Source organism: Clavibacter michiganensis subsp. tessellarius, assembly GCF_021922985.1.
Taxonomy (GTDB): domain Bacteria; phylum Actinomycetota; class Actinomycetes; order Actinomycetales; family Microbacteriaceae; genus Clavibacter; species Clavibacter tessellarius.
Map to the genome: position 1 here is coordinate 1,922,516 of NZ_CP040788.1, position 15,545 is coordinate 1,938,060.

General features: G+C 74.6%; 11 protein-coding genes and 1 riboswitch. Of the genes, 5 read left to right on the forward strand and 6 right to left on the reverse strand.

Annotated features, from left to right (window positions below):
* Nucleotides 1-22: 22 nt before the first annotated feature.
* A riboswitch (ZMP/ZTP riboswitch) is annotated at nt 23-106 on the reverse strand.
* A gap of 224 nt (nt 107-330) precedes the next feature.
* Together FGG90_RS08885 and FGG90_RS08890 are read left to right on the forward strand one after the other, a co-directional pair.
* A complete protein-coding gene (locus FGG90_RS08885) occupies nt 331-1,998 on the forward strand; it encodes a DUF3459 domain-containing protein (protein ID WP_094127920.1) in 1,668 nt (555 codons plus the stop codon).
* 112 nt (nt 1,999-2,110) lie between these two features.
* Nucleotides 2,111-2,551: a hypothetical protein gene (locus FGG90_RS08890; RefSeq protein WP_237583279.1), complete on the forward strand. Its 441-nt coding sequence runs from the start codon at nt 2,111-2,113 to the stop codon at nt 2,549-2,551.
* A 75-nt stretch (nt 2,552-2,626) separates the two neighbouring features.
* Here the strand turns inward: FGG90_RS08890 and FGG90_RS08895 are convergent, their stop codons facing one another.
* Nucleotides 2,627-3,484, reverse strand: a complete 858-nt coding sequence (locus FGG90_RS08895; protein WP_094127914.1) for a LysR substrate-binding domain-containing protein — start codon at nt 3,482-3,484, stop codon at nt 2,627-2,629.
* Between the two features lie 147 nt (nt 3,485-3,631).
* Here FGG90_RS08895 and FGG90_RS08900 point away from each other — a divergent pair, with 147 nt between their 5' ends.
* Nucleotides 3,632-5,161, forward strand: coding sequence for an MFS transporter (locus FGG90_RS08900; RefSeq protein WP_094127911.1), 1,530 nt, complete (start codon nt 3,632-3,634; stop codon nt 5,159-5,161).
* On the opposite strand, the gene FGG90_RS08905 is transcribed toward FGG90_RS08900, so the two are convergent.
* Nucleotides 5,070-6,101, reverse strand: coding sequence for an aldo/keto reductase (locus FGG90_RS08905; RefSeq protein WP_094127908.1), 1,032 nt, complete (start codon nt 6,099-6,101; stop codon nt 5,070-5,072). The genes FGG90_RS08900 and FGG90_RS08905 overlap by 92 nt on opposite strands.
* 108 nt (nt 6,102-6,209) lie before the next feature.
* On the opposite strand from FGG90_RS08905, the gene FGG90_RS08910 reads away from it, so the two are divergent.
* The gene (locus FGG90_RS08910; protein ID WP_094127905.1) at nt 6,210-6,884 is read left to right on the forward strand and encodes a metal-dependent transcriptional regulator; all 675 of its coding nucleotides are present in this window, start codon (nt 6,210-6,212) and stop codon (nt 6,882-6,884) included.
* Between the two features lie 30 nt (nt 6,885-6,914).
* Here FGG90_RS08910 and FGG90_RS08915 read toward each other — a convergent pair whose 3' ends face one another.
* The 3 genes from FGG90_RS08915 to FGG90_RS08925 form a co-directional block, all read right to left on the reverse strand.
* Nucleotides 6,915-8,162: an Nramp family divalent metal transporter gene (locus tag FGG90_RS08915; RefSeq protein ID WP_094127902.1), complete on the reverse strand. Its 1,248-nt coding sequence runs from the start codon at nt 8,160-8,162 to the stop codon at nt 6,915-6,917.
* A 131-nt stretch (nt 8,163-8,293) separates the two neighbouring features.
* The gene (locus tag FGG90_RS08920; protein ID WP_094127899.1) at nt 8,294-9,223 is read right to left on the reverse strand and encodes a Cof-type HAD-IIB family hydrolase; all 930 of its coding nucleotides are present in this window, start codon (nt 9,221-9,223) and stop codon (nt 8,294-8,296) included.
* Nucleotides 9,224-9,482: 259 nt separating this feature from the next.
* Nucleotides 9,483-10,796: an MFS transporter gene (locus FGG90_RS08925; protein WP_094127896.1), complete on the reverse strand. Its 1,314-nt coding sequence runs from the start codon at nt 10,794-10,796 to the stop codon at nt 9,483-9,485.
* A 78-nt stretch (nt 10,797-10,874) separates the two neighbouring features.
* Here FGG90_RS08925 and purU point away from each other — a divergent pair, with 78 nt between their 5' ends.
* Entirely contained in the window at nt 10,875-11,747 is an 873-nt protein-coding gene (gene purU / locus FGG90_RS08930) for a formyltetrahydrofolate deformylase (RefSeq protein ID WP_094127893.1), read from the forward strand.
* Nucleotides 11,748-11,894: 147 nt separating this feature from the next.
* Here the strand turns inward: purU and FGG90_RS08935 are convergent, their stop codons facing one another.
* On the reverse strand, nt 11,895-15,512 hold the full coding sequence (locus FGG90_RS08935) for a S8 family serine peptidase (RefSeq protein ID WP_094127890.1): 3,618 nt from the start codon (nt 15,510-15,512) through the stop codon (nt 11,895-11,897).
* Nucleotides 15,513-15,545: the final 33 nt, after the last annotated feature.

Genomic DNA, 15,545 nt, shown 5'->3' on the forward strand with positions numbered 1-15,545 from the left:
GTGCACGGTGGACGAGAGGATGCGTCGTGGCCCAGGCGTACGGCCACCAACCGTGTGAGTCGCTCCCCGATGGTGACCCATCCGAACGCCAGTCGCGACGCCTGCGAGCCTACCCGGGCGGGGGCGCCCGCGCGAGGCGAGGAGGCGGGCTCGCAGGCGGTCGGGAGGCTGCGGCACACGCTCCGGTGGATGCGACGGGGGCCGCGCGCCTGGCCGCCCAGCGCCGCATCCGCGCGGGCGCCCGCGCCCGGCCGGACGACGGCGCCCCCTCGCCCGTAGGATCAGGGGGTCGGGCGACGCTGCCCGCCGGATGCGGAGGAAGGACCGAGCATGAGGAGCACCGAGCTCACGACCGATCCCGCAGCAGGCGGATCCGGTCGCGACGACGACCGCGCGCACGACGCGCGCCCCGCCGCCGACGACGCCCCCGTCGTCGCCGCTCCCGCGCCCCCGCTCGACCGCGCGGCCCTCGTCGCCGACCTGGCCCTGCTCGCGGGCGATCAGGCCGGCGCCCTCGCCGACGCTCTCGCCGCCGACGCGGCCGATGCCGACGCGCTCGGCGTGCCCGCCGCCCAGCGCGGATCCACCGACGCGGACCTCGACCGCCGCACCGGCGGCTCCTGCTACGTCGACCGCTACGCCGGCGACCTCGCGGGCCTCACCGCGCGGATCCCCTACCTCGTCGAGCTCGGCCTCTCGCACCTCGAGGTGACGCCCGTCGCCGAGCCCGCGGCCGACGACGCCCCGGCGGACGCGCTGCTGGCGCCCGGCCTGCGCGTGCGCTCCGGGCTCGGATCCGCGCGCGACCTCGCCGGCCTCGCCGACGCCCTCCACGATGCCGGACTCACGCTCGCCGTGGAGCTCTCGGCGACGGACGCCGCCGACGCCCTCCCCGACCGGATCCGCGCCGTCGCCCGCGAGGCCGCCGCGCTCGCCTCCGCCGGCGCCGACCTGCTGCGCGTCGACCCGCGCGCGATCCTCGCCGACGCCGCCGACGACGACACCGACGACACCGATCCCGCCCGCGCGTCCGCCCTCCTCCGCGTGCTCGCCGCCGTCGGCCGCCGCGTCGCCCCCGGGGTCGCCCTGGCCGTCACAGCAGACGCGCGCGGGGCGTCCGCCGTCCTCGACGCCGATGCCGCCGTGCGCCTCGTCGACGACCCCGAGCGCACCGCCCTCGTCTGGGAGGCCCTCGCCACCCGCTCCCCCGCGCTCCTCTCCCGCTCGCTCGAGCGCCGCGGCGAGGCGCCCGCCGGCACCGCGTGGACCACGCGCGTCCGCGACCACGACGCGCTGCGCTGGGCCTTCGACGACGACGACGCGCGCGCCCTCGGCATCGACCCGGACGAGCACCGCCGCTTCCTCACCGACTTCCACCTCGGCCGCTTCGCCGGCAGTCACGCGCGCGGCGTCGCGCACCCCGCCGGCGTCGCCGGCACCACCGCCTCCCTCGCGGGCCTGGAGCAGGACGACCCGGGGGCGGTCGAGCGGATCCTCCTCGCCCACTCCATCGCGCTCAGCACGGGCGGCCTCCCCGTCCTCGTCCTCGGCGACGAGGTGGGCCAGCTCAACGACTACGGCTACGACGACGTGCCCGCGCACGCCGACGACAGCCGCTGGATCAACCGCCCGCTGCACCCCTTCGAGCGCTACGACCAGCGCGAGGACCGCACCACCAGCACGGGCGTGGTGCACGCCGGGATGCGCCGCCTCGTCGCCGTCCGCGGCGCCACGCCGGCGCTCGGCGGCACGCGCGTCGTCGGCTTCGACGCGCATCACCCGCACGTGCTCGGCTACCAGCGGCCCCACGCCGACGGCACGGTCCTCGTGCTCGCGAACCTCGGCGACGAGGCCGCGACCGTGGAGGCGGAGACCCTCGGCGGGTTCGCCGAGCACGCCGTCGACCTCGTGCGCGACGAGCGCCTGCGCCTCACCAAGGGCATCGTGCTCAGCCCGCGCACCTTCGTCTGGCTCCAGGCGGCTCCCGACCTCGCGTGACACACTCGCAGGCACAGGCGGGTCGGCACGGAGGAACGGCATGAGCGACGAGGGACGCGGCACGGGTCGGCCTCCGGGGAGCCCGGGCGGCGCCTCGGGGTTTGCCTGGCCCATGTGGGTCAACATCGGCTGGATCGCGCTCGGCGCCTGGCACGTGCTGGCGCCCGTCAACGACGCGTCCGGCTGGCTGGGCCTCTTCCAGATCGCCGTCGGCGCCTTCGGGATCCTCGCCTCGCGCCGCCGCGCCCGCCGCCTCGCGGAGGCCCGGGCCGACGCGATGCCGCTCGAGGAGGCCACGCGGATCCCCGCCGAGGTCGACGACGAGCGCGCCCGGCTCGACGAGGCGGCCGCCGCGCACGCCGAGCTCGACGCCCGACTCCGCGCCCTGGCCATGCAGCTCGAGCAGCCGGGCACCCCCGGCGCCGACCCCGACAAGCCCGAGCCGCCGCACCAGCCCGGCGCACGCGGACGGGGCCGCTGGCCGCGCGCGCGCGACCGGAGCCGCGACGGCGGGCTCGCGGACGACGGCCTGCCGCCGGTCGCCCGCTGGTAGCGACGCCCGCTCGCTCCCGCGCGACGCCCGCACCGCTCCGCGCGACGCCTACTCCCTTCCGCGCGACGCCCGCCCTCAGCTCGCCCGCGCCACCCCGCGCGACATGATCGCCGACGTCAGCGCCTCGATCGACTCCCGCGGCCCCGCCGGGTTCGCCATCAGCACGTAGTCCACCTCGTCGAGCTCGGGGAGGGCGAGGCGCGTGGTGACCTTCACGAGGTCGGTCGGGATCAGCGCCTGCGGGAGCACCGCCACGCCCATGCCCGCGCGCACCGCGGCGAGCACGCCGTTCACGTCGCGCGTGCTGCAGGTGACCCGCCAGGTGCGGCCGGCCCGCTCGAGCGCGTCGATCGCCATCTGCCGGCTGATGCTCGGCGCCCGGTACGCGATGAGCGGCACCGTGGCACCGGGCTCCACGAGCGTGCGCTCGAGGCCCACCCACACCATCCGGTCGCGGCCGACGCGGCGCTCGGCCGGCTGCTCGTCCACGGTCGTCTTGGTGAGGATCAGGTCGAGCTGCCCCGCGAGCAGCCGCCGGTGCAGCGGCCCGCTCTGCGTGACCGTGAGCTCCAGCTCGATCTGCGGGTGCAGCTGGCGGAAGTGGCGGAGGATCCGCGGCAGCTGCGTGATGGCGAGGTCGTCCGCGGTGCCGAAGCGGAGGCGGCCGCTCACCTGGGATCCGCCGAAGTAGCTCTCGGCCGCCCGGTGCGCGGCGAGGATCGTGCGCGCGAAGCCGGCCATCGCGTCGCCCGCGTCGGTGAGCTGCATGTCGCGGGTGTCGCGCGCGATGAGCGTGCGGTCGACCGCGCGCTCCAGCCGCCGCACCTGCTGGCTCACGGTCGGCTGGCTGATGCCGAGGCGCGCGGCCGCCTGCGTGAAGCTGCGGGTGTCGGCCACCTGCAGGAAGGTGGCGAGCAGGGTCGGGTCGAGCATCGGCGCTCCATTCGAGATCGTGATGCCACTCATCATGTCGAGACGGGATCCGAATGGGAAGTCCGGCGGTAGCTTCGGTGACGGCCCCACGAGGGCCGCACCCATACGGAACCGATCCGCCGATACGCAACGCACACCGCAGGACAGATGACACCCCCGCCGAACGCCTTCCCCCCGACCGCCCCGCTCCCGATCCAGACCCGCCGCCCGCCGTGGCGCCACACGCTCATCGCCCTGAGCGTGCCGAACTTCCGCCGGTTCACGGCCTCCAACGTCATCGCCATGACCTCGGGCTGGATGCAGCGCATCGCCCAGGACTGGCTCGTGCTCGAGCTCACCGGAAGCGTCACCGCGGTCGGCATCACGGTCGCGATGCAGTTCGCGCCCATGCTGTTCTTCGGGCTGCTCGGCGGCGTCATCGTCGACCGCTGCTCGAAGCGGATGCTGATGATGATCACGCAGGGCACCTACGCCCTCCTCAGCGCGCTGCTCGCCGTGCTCACGCTCTCGGGCGCGGTCGAGGCGTGGCACATCTTCGCCATCGCGTTCGCGACGGGGCTCGTCACGGTGATCGACAACCCGGCCCGTCAGGTGTTCGTCACCGAGATCGTCGGGCAGGAGCACCTGCGGAACGCGATCAGCGTCAACTCCTCGGTGTTCCAGCTCGGCGGCATGGTGGGGCCCGCGCTCAGCGGGATCCTGCTGCTCGCGGTCGGCGCCGGCTGGTCGTTCGCGATCAACGCGCTCGCCTGCGTGGTCGTGGTGCTCACCCTGTGGAGCCTGAAGACCCGCGACCTGATCCGCATCCCGCCCGCCCCGCGCCGCCGCGGCCAGCTCGCGGAGGGCCTCCGCTACGCGCGGTCGAAGCCGACCATCCTCTGGCCCGTCGTGCTCGTGGCCGTGTTCAGCGTCTTCGGCCTCACGATGCCCGTGCTGCTCGCGGCGTTCGCGAGCGACGTCTACGACGTGGGCGCGGGCGGCTACGGCTTCTTCAACTCGATGGTCGCGATCGGCGCGCTCACCGGCGCCCTGCTCTCGACCCGGCGCGCGACGGTGCGGCTCCGGACGATCGTGGTGGGCGTCGGCATCACCGGCCTGCTGCAGGCGGCCGCCGGGGTGATGCCCGGCATCGCGCCGTTCGCCGCCGTGCTCGTGACGGTCGGCATGGCGTCGCTCCTCTTCCAGACCGCCGCGAACTCGCTCGTGCAGCTCTCCAGCAACGTCGCCATCCGCGGCCGGGTGATGAGCGTCTACGTGCTCGTGCTCCTCGGCGGCCAGGCCATCGGCGGACCGCTCATGGGCGGGATCGTCGAGGCGTGGGGCGTGCACGTCGGCATGGTCGTCTCGGGCGGCGTGCCCGCGCTGGCCGCGATGGTCGTCGCCGTGGTGCTCGCGCGCCGCGGGCAGCTGACCCTCGAGGTCGTGGTGCGCCGGCACGTGCCGCGGGTGCGGATCACGCCGCGGGCCGAGCGCCCGGGGCCGGACCGCGCCGCGGGACGCCCGGACAGGCGACCGGAGCCGGCACCGGCCCCCGCCACGGCGCCGATCCCGTCGCCCGCGGCGACGGCGACCGGCGCCGTCCCGGTCAGCCGCGCACGTCGATCACGCGGTGGCGCTGCTGCACGCCGGCCGGGCCGTACGGGTAGTCGGACACCACGGGCGCGCTCACCGCGCTGAGCGACGCGATCTCGTCGGCCGTGAGCTCCAGGTCGGCGGAGGCCATGTTGTCCTCGAGCTGCTCCACGGTGCGGGCACCGAGGATCACGCTGGTCACCGCCGGCTGCGCCTCGAGCCAGGCGAGCGAGACGCGCGCGGACGTGGATCCGTGGGCGTCGGCGATCCGGCGCACCTCGTCGAGGATCGCCCACGTGCGCTCCTGGCCGTTCCGCGGCGTGAACGCCTCCATGCCGCGCTCCGGGTCCTCGCCGAGCCGGGTGGCGCCGGTGGGCGTCTCGTCGCGGCGGTACTTGCCCGTGAGCCAGCCGCCCGCGAGCGGCGACCAGGGCAGCAGGCCGATGCCGGCGTCCAGCGACGCCGGCACGATCTCCGACTCGATCTCGCGCACGAGCAGCGAGTACTGCGGCTGCAGCGTCACGGGCGGCGTGTATCCCAGGGCTTTCGCGAGGCCCACGGCCTTCGTGAGCTGCCAGCCGAGGTAGTTCGAGAAGCCGTAGTACGAGATCTTGCCGGCGCGCACGGCGTCGTCGAGGAAGCGCAGGGTCTCCTCGAGCGGGGTCACGGCGTCCCAGGCATGCATCTGGTACAGGTCGATCGTGTCGACGCCGAGGCGGCGCAGCGAGTCGTCGAGCGCGCGGGTGAGGTGGCGGCGCGAGGTGCCGACGTCGTTGTTCCCCTCCCCCATCGGGAAGCGGCCCTTCGTGGCGACGACGAGCTGGTCGGCCTCGGTCGGATGCGCGGCGAGCCAGCGGCCGACGATCTCCTCCGAGACGCCCGACGTGTAGACGTCCGCGGTGTCGATGAACGTGCCGCCGCCGGCGACGTACGCCTCGAGGATGCGCCCCGAGGTCTCCTCGTCCGCCTCCGCGCCGAAGGTCATGGTGCCGAGCGCGTAGGTCGAGACGACCGCGCCGCTGTTCCCGAGATTCCGGTACTGCATGTGGTTCCTCCATCGGATCCGCCGCGGGCGTCCCTGCCCGCGGTCCCGTCCAGCATGCACCGCCCGGGCGGCCGGGGGCCGGGCGCGGGCGCTCGGTACCATGGCGGCATGTCCGTCGACGAGCTCTCCAGCGCCGCGCAGGACTACCTCAAGCTCATCTGGTCGGCGACCGAGTGGACCGACCAGCCCATGACCGTGTCGCGGCTGGCGGAGCGGCTCGGGATCCGGCCCGCCACCGCGTCCGACGGGATCCGCCGCCTCACGTCTCAGGGCCTCGTGGAGCACCGGCCGTACGGCAGCATCGAGCTCACGGAGGAGGGGCGCCGGCACGCGATCCAGATGGTGCGCCGCCATCGCCTGCTCGAGACGTTCCTCGTGGACGTGCTCGGCTACGGCTGGGACGAGGTGCACGACGAGGCCGAGGTGCTCGAGCACGCGGTCTCCGACGACTTCGTGGCGCGCATCGACGCGCACCTCGGGCACCCGTCGCGGGATCCGCACGGCGACCCGATCCCCTCGGCCGACGGCGAGCCGCACCTCCCCGACGCGACCGTGCTCGCCCTCGCCACCGCCGACCGGCCCCTGCGCGTGCGCCGCATCTCCGACGAGGACCCGCGCCTGCTGCGCGAGCTCGCCGAGCACGGCATCGGGCTCGACGCGACGCTCGTGCGAGCCGCCGCGTCGGGCGACCCGCACGCCGTGCTCGTGACGGTCGACGGATCCGCGGCACGTCCCCTCACGCCCGCAGCGGCCTCCGCGGTGTGGGTCTCCGCGGCCGACTGACCCGCGGCCGGCCCGCGCGCCGCGACGCGCTCAGCCCGTGAAGGTCAGCACCACGAGCGCGACGTTCAGCACCACCACGAGCGACACCGCGACCCACGCCGCGATCCGCGTGAGCGGCCGGTCGACGTGGTCGCCCATCACGCGGCGGTCGCCCGTGAGGCGGATGAGCGGCACGAGCGCGAACGGGATCCCGAGGCTCAGCACGACCTGGCTCACGACGAGGGCGGTGGTCGGGTCGACCCCGATCGCGAGGATCGCGAGCGCCGGGATCAGCGTCACCACGCGCCGCGCGAGCAGCGGCACCTTCACGTGCAGCAGGCCGCCCATGATCGCCGCGCCCGCGTAGGCGCCGACCGACGTCGACGCGAGGCCGGAGGCGAGCAGCCCGACCGCGAAGACGACGCCCACGACCGGCCCGAGCGACGCCGTGATGGCCGCGTGCGCGCCCTCGATCGAGTCGGTGCCGGGCACGCCGCCGAGGCTCGCGGCCGCGATGAGGAGCATGGAGATGTTGACGGCGCCGGCCACGGCGAGCGCCGTGATCACGTCCCAGCGCGTCGCGCGGAGCAGCCGCCGCAGCACGCCGTCGTCCGTCTGGACGCCGTGCCGGTCGCGGCTCAGCGACGAGTGCAGGTACACGGCGTGCGGCATCACGGTCGCGCCGAGCATGCTCGCGGCGAGCAGCACGCTGTCCGGCCCGTCGAAGCGCGGCACGAGGCCGCCCGCGATGCCGGATGCGGAGAGCGGGCTCACGACGAGGCCCGTGAGGAAGCCGATCGTGATCACGACGAGGAGCGCCCCGATCACGAGCTCGAACGGCCGCTGCCCGTGGCGCGACTGCACGGCGAGGAGGCCGATGGAGACGAGCCCCACGATCACGCCGCCCGCCAGCAGCGGGATCCCGAACAGCAGGTGCAGCGCGATGGCCCCGCCGATGACCTCCGCGAGGTCGGTGGCCGCGGCGATCAGCTCGGCCTGCACCCAGAACGCGCGGCGTCGGGTGGTGGGCAGCCGGCGGCCGAGGAGCTCCGGCAGGCTGCTCCCCGTGACGAGCCCGAGCTTCGCTGACTGGTACTGCACGAGCACGGCGATGAGGTTCGCGGCGACGAGCACCCACACGAGCAGGTAGCCGTAGCGCGCGCCCGCGGTGAGGTTCGCGGCGACGTTGCCCGGATCCACGTAGGCGATGGCCGCGACGAACGCCGGCCCGAGCAGGAGGACGAGCCGCGGACCCGAGACGGGCCGGCGCGCGCGGCGCTCGGGGGCGGTGCGGGTCATGGCGGCCTCTCCGTCGAAGTGTTAGCCGAGGCTAACATCCGTTCGCGCACACGCGGAAGGGCCCGTCCGGATCGGACGGGCCCTGGGGTCGTACGGCGAGCGCGGCGAGCGGCCTCGCGGATCCGCCCGGATCAGCTCGCGGAGCGCCCCGGCGCCAGGAACGCGGAGTCGTCCGCCGCCTCGCCGCGGACGATCCGCACCCAGTGCGCGAGGAACGCGGCGCCCGCGTGGTCGTGCACGAGGTCGCCCGCGGTGAGCACCGGGTACGGCGTCGCGGGGATGCCGTCGGCGGGCCGCACGTCGACGTGCGCGACCTCGTGGCCATGCTCGTGCAGCCAGCCGGCCATCGCGTAGTCGGTGCGCGAGTCGCCGACCGTGCGCCAGCGCAGCGGCAGCGGGCCGCTGTCGGCGAGGAGCTCCAGCGCGCGGGCGGCGCCGAGGTCCTTGCCGAGGCGGATCGACTCGATGTCGGTCGAGATGATCGTGGGGTCGACGCGCACCTGCACGCGCCCCTCGGCGTCGGGCACCTCGACGCCCTCGAGCACCGAGCCGAGCCCGTGAGCGGTGAGCATCTCGACCGCGCGCGCGTCGAGGTCGGGCTGCACGGCGAGGTAGTCGGCGGACGACACGCTCGTGAGCTGCTCGAGCGAGACCATGGCGTGCTTGGTGGCGTCGAAGAACATCCAGTCGGCGAAGCGCTCGGCGACGAGCCGCTCCATGTCGCGCATGTAGGCCTCGGGCAGCGCGAGCGACCGGTCGACGTGCACCTCCCCCGCGCCCGCGGGCGTGATGGAGAACCACGAGGCGCCCTTCTCGCAGACGGCGTGCACGCGCGCGCCCTCGGGCAGGCCGGCCGCGAGGAGCGGCCCGACGACCTGCTCGCGGATGAAGGCGTCCGAGCGGCCGGTGTTGAAGACGATGGGCACGCCCGCGGCGGCGAGCTCCACGAGGTCGGTGGCGATGCTCGGGATGGCGAGGGTGCGGGTGATCGGGCTGGCGATGGGGCCGTCGACGTCGAGGAGGAGGCCGAGGGGCGCGGGGGTCGTGGTCACGGCTCCCATCCTCCCGCAGGCCGACGGCGCTCCGCGGCGGCTGGGGAACCCCGACGGCCTCCCGCAGGCCGACGGCACTCCGCGGCGGCTGGGGAACCCCGACGGCCTCCCGCAGGCCGACGGCACTCCGCGGCGGCTGGGGAACCCCGACGGCCTCCCGCAGGCCGACGGCACTCCGCGGCGGCTGGGGAACCCCGACGGCCTCCCGCAGGCGTCCGCCGCCCCGGGACGACGGGGGATCGCCGACGGCCTCGCGGGTCCGGCGGCGTCAGGCCTCCGCGCGCGCGGCGGCCGAGCGACCCCGGGCGGCCCGCCCCGCGGATCCGACCACGAGCACCACCGACACCGCCATGACCACGAGGTACGCGACCGGCAGCGCCGGGATCCCCAGCCCGTCGAGCAGCGCGCCCCCGGCGAGCGCCCCGCCGCCGATGCCCACGTTGAACGCGGTCGTGTAGAACGAGCTCGCCGTGTCGCGGAAGGACGGGTGCGCCGCGTGCAGCATGCGCGTCTGGAGGAGGGACGGGATCGCGCCGAACGCGAGGCCCCAGAGGAGGAAGCCGGGGATCGCGACGGCCCACATGCCCGGTGCGAACGCCAGCGCGCTGACGCCCAGGGCCGCGGCCACGAGCCCCGAGACCACGCCGAGCTGCGGCCGGCGGGAGAAGAGCGTGCCGGCGAGGAGCAGCCCCACGGCCCCGGCGATCCCGTAGCCGAACAGCATCGCGCTCAGCTGCTCCTCGGGGATGCCCATGACGCGCGTGACGAACGGGTCGACGTACGTGTAGAAGCCGTACTGGCCGATCATGATCACCATCGCCGTGACGCAGACGAGCAGCACGCCGCCCACGCCCTGCCCGGCCATGCGCGCGCGGAGGGGCACGCGGCCCGCGCCCGACGCGGCCGCGGGGGCCTCGCGCTCGGGCCGGCCCACCGCCGGCAGGAAGCGCCAGGTCAGCAGGATCCCCAGCACCGTGAGCACGCCGATCCCCGCGAACGCCGCGCGCCAGCCGAACGCCTGCCCGGCCGCGGTGCCGAGCGGCACGCCGAGCACGAACGCGAGGCTGCCGCCGCCGACCGTGAGCGCGACCGCCCGGCCGATGAGCGCGGGCGGCACGAGGTGCGCCGAGTACGCGCCCACGACCGCCCAGAACAGGCCGTGCGCGAGCCCGCCGAGCACGCGCGTCGCGACGACGAGCTCGAACGTGGGCGCGAGCGCCGTGAGGAGGTTGCTCGTCGCGAAGACCGCGAGCACCGCGAGGAGCAGCGCGTGCCGCGGGACCCGCCGGGTGAGGGCCGCGAGCGGCGCGCTCGAGACCACCACGGCGATCGCGAACACCGAGACGAGGAGGCCGACGCGCGACTCCTCCACCCCGAGGTCGCCGCTCATCTCGCTGAGGAGGCCGGTGGGCAGCGTCTCGCTCGTGACGCTGAGGAACACGCACGCGGCGAGGGTGAGGATGCCGACCCAGGGGAAGCGGAAGGCCGGATCCGACGGGTCGTGCGGCGGCACGGGCGTGCGCCGGCCGGCGTGCGCGACGCGGTCGGGATCGGGCAGGAAGATGGGGGAGGTGTTCGTCATGGAGACCCACGGGACGTCGACGGCGGGAGAGCTCCCGGGGCCGGCGGGATCCGCCCGGCCAGTCGCTAGCCTAGACGGATGACCGACCAGGCCACCCCGGCGCGTGCCCCGCACCGCGTCCTCAGCTTCTCCTGCGACGACCGGCCGGGCATCGTCCACGCCATCGCCGGGGCCATCGTCGAGGCCGGCGGCGACATCACCGAGTCGCAGCAGTTCTCGAGCGCCGACACGGGCCGGTTCTTCATGCGCCTGCAGATCCAGAGCGCGGCCGACGACGACCGGCTGGCCGACGCGCTCGCCGCCGTGGTCGAGCGCTACGACGCGACGTGGCACCTCGACGAGGTGGGTCGGCCGCTGCGCACGCTCGTGCTGGGATCCACCGCCGAGCACTGCGTGAACGACCTCCTGTTCCGGCAGCGCGCGGGCCAGCTGCCCGTCGAGATCCCGCTCGTGCTCAGCAACCACGGGAAGCTCGCCGACCTCGCGGGCTTCTACGGCGTGCCGTTCGAGCACGTACCGGTCACCGACGACGCGTCGAAGCGGGCGTTCGAGGAGCGCGTGATCCGCGCGGTCGAGGAGCACGACGTCGAGCTGGTGGTGCTCGCGCGCTACATGCAGATCCTCTCCCCCGAGCTGTGCGCGCGGCTCAGCGGCCGGATCATCAACATCCACCACTCCTTCCTCCCCGGCTTCAAGGGCGCGAACCCCTACAAGCAGGCGCACGCGCGCGGCGTGAAGCTCATCGGCGCGACCGCCCACTTCGTCACGAGCGACCTCGACGAGGGGCCGATCGTGGAGCAGAACGTCGTGCGGGTCGACCACTCGCGCAGCGCCCGCGAGCTCATGGCCATCGGCCAGGACGAGGAGTCGCGCACCCTCACGCAGGCCGTGCGCTGGTTCGCGGAGCACCGCGTGCTGATGGACGGGGCGCGCACGATCATCTTCCGCTGACGCCGACGCCGGAGCCCGACGTCCGACGTCGGGTTCCGGCGCGCGCGTCGGCCGCGCGCACCGCCTGGCCCACCCCGCGCACGCCACGAGGGGGCGGGCGCCTCACGGCACCCGCCCCCTCGGCGGTCACTCCCGGTCAGTCGCGGATCAGCGGCTCACGGAGAGGTACTTCGGCGCGCTGGTCTTCGGCGCGTTCGCGTCGTCGCCCGCGTAGGCGGCGGTCACGGCGTACCGGCCCTTCGCGTACGCCGGCAGCTCGACGCGGCCGGTGCCCGACGCGTCGAGGGTGACCTCGTACGCGTCCGTGCCGACCGTCACGGTGACGGTGCCCGTGGGCGCCGCCTTCGCCGCGCTGTCGACCTTGACCGTGACGACGGCCTTCTGGGCGCTGGTCAGGACGGACGGCTTGATGCCCACCGTGACCGTGCTGGCCAGCTTGATCACGACGGGCTCGCTGGTCGCGGTGCCCGTGGGACCCGTGGCCGGCTTCGCCGTGACGACGACCGTGATCGCCTTGCCCGCGACCGACTGCGAGACCCGGTAGGTCGCGCGCGTCTGGCCGGCGAGCGGCGTGCCGTCCGCGTACCACTGGTACGAGAACGCCAGGCCCTCGGCGTCCCACGTGCCGGGCGACGCGGTGAGCGTCTGGCCGACGGTGGGCGTGCCGGTGATCACGGGGGGCGCGGTCGCGACGGGGGCCGGGATCGCGCCCGACTCGACGCGCACGTAGGTCGTCGACGCGGAGCCCGAGTAGGCGACGCGACCGAGGTACGCGGTCTCGGGAGCGAGGTCGCTCCACGACGCCGTGTAGGTGGCCGGCCGGCTCTGCGTCGCGTCGATCGGGTTCGGGGACACCTGGAAGGCGCCCTCGTCCGTCGTCGTGGACAGGTCGAACTTCGTGACCGTGTACTCCTCCGTCGTCTCGCCCTCGGGGATCGAGAAGACGTCGACCTTCACCACGTAGTCGCCGGCGGTCGGCGTCTCGATGGTGACGGACTCGTCGGCGGACTCGGTGGCCGACGTGTACGTCGCCACCACCTTCCCGTCGACGACCCGGGTGACCGTGAGGTCGAGGTCGGCCGCGTCGTCCGCGGAGTCGAGGTCGATCCGGGTGGCCAGCTGGCCCGCGGGGACGGTCACCGGGTAGGTGGCGGACGTCTTGGCGGGGCCGGATCCGGTGAAGGGCGACGAGGCGTCCTTCGGGTTCGGGATCACGACGCCGGCGGCGAGGCCCTCGGCGGTCAGCGCGATCGGTCCGGTGGTGCCGGGCGTCACCGTCACGTCGACGGATCCGTCGATGCCGGTCCCCTGCACCTCGGCCGGGGCCGCGATGGTGACGGGGTTCACGGCGACGGGGCTGCGCACGACGTGGTCGGCGCTCGTCCAGGTGAGCGATCCGGTGGCGTAGCGGTCGACGGCCGCCGTGGTGCGCGTGAACGACACCTCGAACGACTTCGTCTGGCCCGCCTCGGTGAACTCGAGCGTGGACGGGGTGACGTCCGCCGTGACGCCCGCGAGGCCCTGCACGCTGGCCGTGTAGGTGCCGGGACCGGTGGAGGTGACCTCGCGCGTCACGGTCTCGGAGCCCGTGAGGGTGCCGATCGCGATGCTCGCCAGGTTGAGCTCCGACGGGTCGACGGGGTCGATGCCGGTGGCGTAGCCGAGGGCCGCGAGGTACGCGACCCAGTCGCTGCGGTCGTTGAGGTACAGCAGGCCCGCGTCGAGGTAGCGGCGCGGGTCCACGTGCCCGGCGCCCTGGGTGAAGGGATCCGTGACCGTCTCGCCGTCCGCGTCCTTCGTGTCGTACGCGGTGGTCATGAGGGCCGACTTGATCTCGGAGACGGGCGCGTTCGGGCGCTCGCCCAGGTACAGCAGCGCGAGGCCGGCCACGTGCGGGGCGGCCATCGACGTGCCGGACAGCAGCGCGTAGGTCGGGTCCTCCCCCTCCGCGTTGGCCGTCGCCGCGATGATCGAGACACCGGGCGCCGTCACGTCGGGCTTGAGGATGTCGCTGCCGTCCGCGAGGACCGGGCCGCGCGAGCTGAAGCCGGCGACCTGCGGGGTCGGGGCGGAGACGCCGGTCGTGTTGTCGGGCACCAGGGTGACGGTCGCGCCGGGCGTCGCCGCGTAGGCGGAGACGGCCGCGTAGACGTCCGCGTCGAGGTGCACCGTCGGCACGGCGTGCGTGTCGGCGTCGACGGAGTTGGGCGTCGGGTTCACGAGCACCATGCCGATGCCGCCGGCCCGCTCGACCTCGGCCGACTTGGCGACGCGGTCGAAGGTGCCGCGCTCGCACAGGACGATCTTGCCGGCCGCCGTGGCCGGATCGAGGGATCCGGGTCCGCACAGGTTCGGGGTGGTCGCGCCGGCCGCGGCGACGGAGGCCGCCGTGACGAACGCGCCGGTCACCGGCTCGGTGACCGTGATGGACGAGCCCGCGTACTGCTGCCCGTCGCCGAGCTTCGCGGTGGCCTCGAAGTTGCCCGCGACCGTGCTCGCGGCGACCGTGGTGATCCAGGGCGACGCGTTGTCGAGGGTGGAGGCGCCAGGGCCGGAGTTGCCCGCGGAGGCGGACACGAAGATGCCCGCGCTGGCCGCGCCGAGGAACGCCGCGTCGGTCGCGGAGAACGTCGTCTGCGCGGAGCCGCCGCCGATGGAGTAGTTGATGACGTCGACGCCGTCCTTCGTCGCCTGCTCGATGGCGGCGACGAGGTCCGCGCCGGCGCAGCCGTCGTCGGTCTGCACGGCCGGGTCGGGCCCGGACCAGCAGACCTTGTACGCCGAGATCTTCGACGCCGGGGCGACGCCCGAGATGTCGCCGAGCGGGTTGCCGTCGATGGTGGCCTCCACGCCGGCGTTGCCCGCCGCGGTGGATCCGGTGTGCGAGCCGTGCCCGTCGCCGTCGCGCGGGGAGACGTACTCGCCCGTCGCCGCGGTGCCGATGTTGGCCTTGCCGAAGCCGTTCACGTAGTAGCGCGCGCCCACGATCTTGGTGCTGCAGTCGGCGGCGGTGAACTGCTCGCCGGTCTGGCACAGGCCCGTGAACTGCTTGCCGTCGCCCTTGTCGAAGCGGATCGTGGATCCGTCGAGGTAGGGCTCGTCGCCCTTCGCGGTGCCGAGCGGCTCGCCCGCGAACGACGGGTTCTCGGGGGCGATGCCGGTGTCGATGACGCCGATCACCGCGCCCTCGCCCGCGCTCTCCTGGCCGCCGGTCTTCGCCCAGACCCCGTCGGGGCCCGTGAGGCCGAGGAAGTCGGCGGCCGGGGTAGAGGTGGGGTGGTAGATGCGGTCGATCTCGACGCTCTGGACCTTCCGGTCGCTCGAGAGCTCCGCGGCCTGCTCGGCGGTGAGGTCGGCCGAGAACCCGTTGACCGTCAGGGAGTACGAGTAGTCGATGTCGGCGCCGACGCTGGCCGCGACATCCTGCTGCTGCTCCTCGAGGTGGTCGGTGTACTCCACGACGGGAGCGGACCGGGCGTCGAGCTGCGTGCCCGAGCGGGCCTGCGTCGCGGGGAGACCCGCGATGCCGCCCTGGTAGGTCGCGGCGGCCTGGTCGACGAGGGTGACGATGTAGCGGCCGTCCTCGAGGTCGGACGCCTGCTTCGCGACGGACGGCGCGGGCGCGGCCATCGCGCCCCCTGCTCCGAACGTGACGAGGCCGGCGGCGATGAGGGCGGTGGCGGCGACGGAGGCCGTCGCCCTGCGCAGGGAGGATGCGCGGTCGGACTCCGGACGGAGCCGAGGGGAGCGTGGGATCACGAACACGTCCTTCAGATGGGGATCGGTGGCCCGAACGCG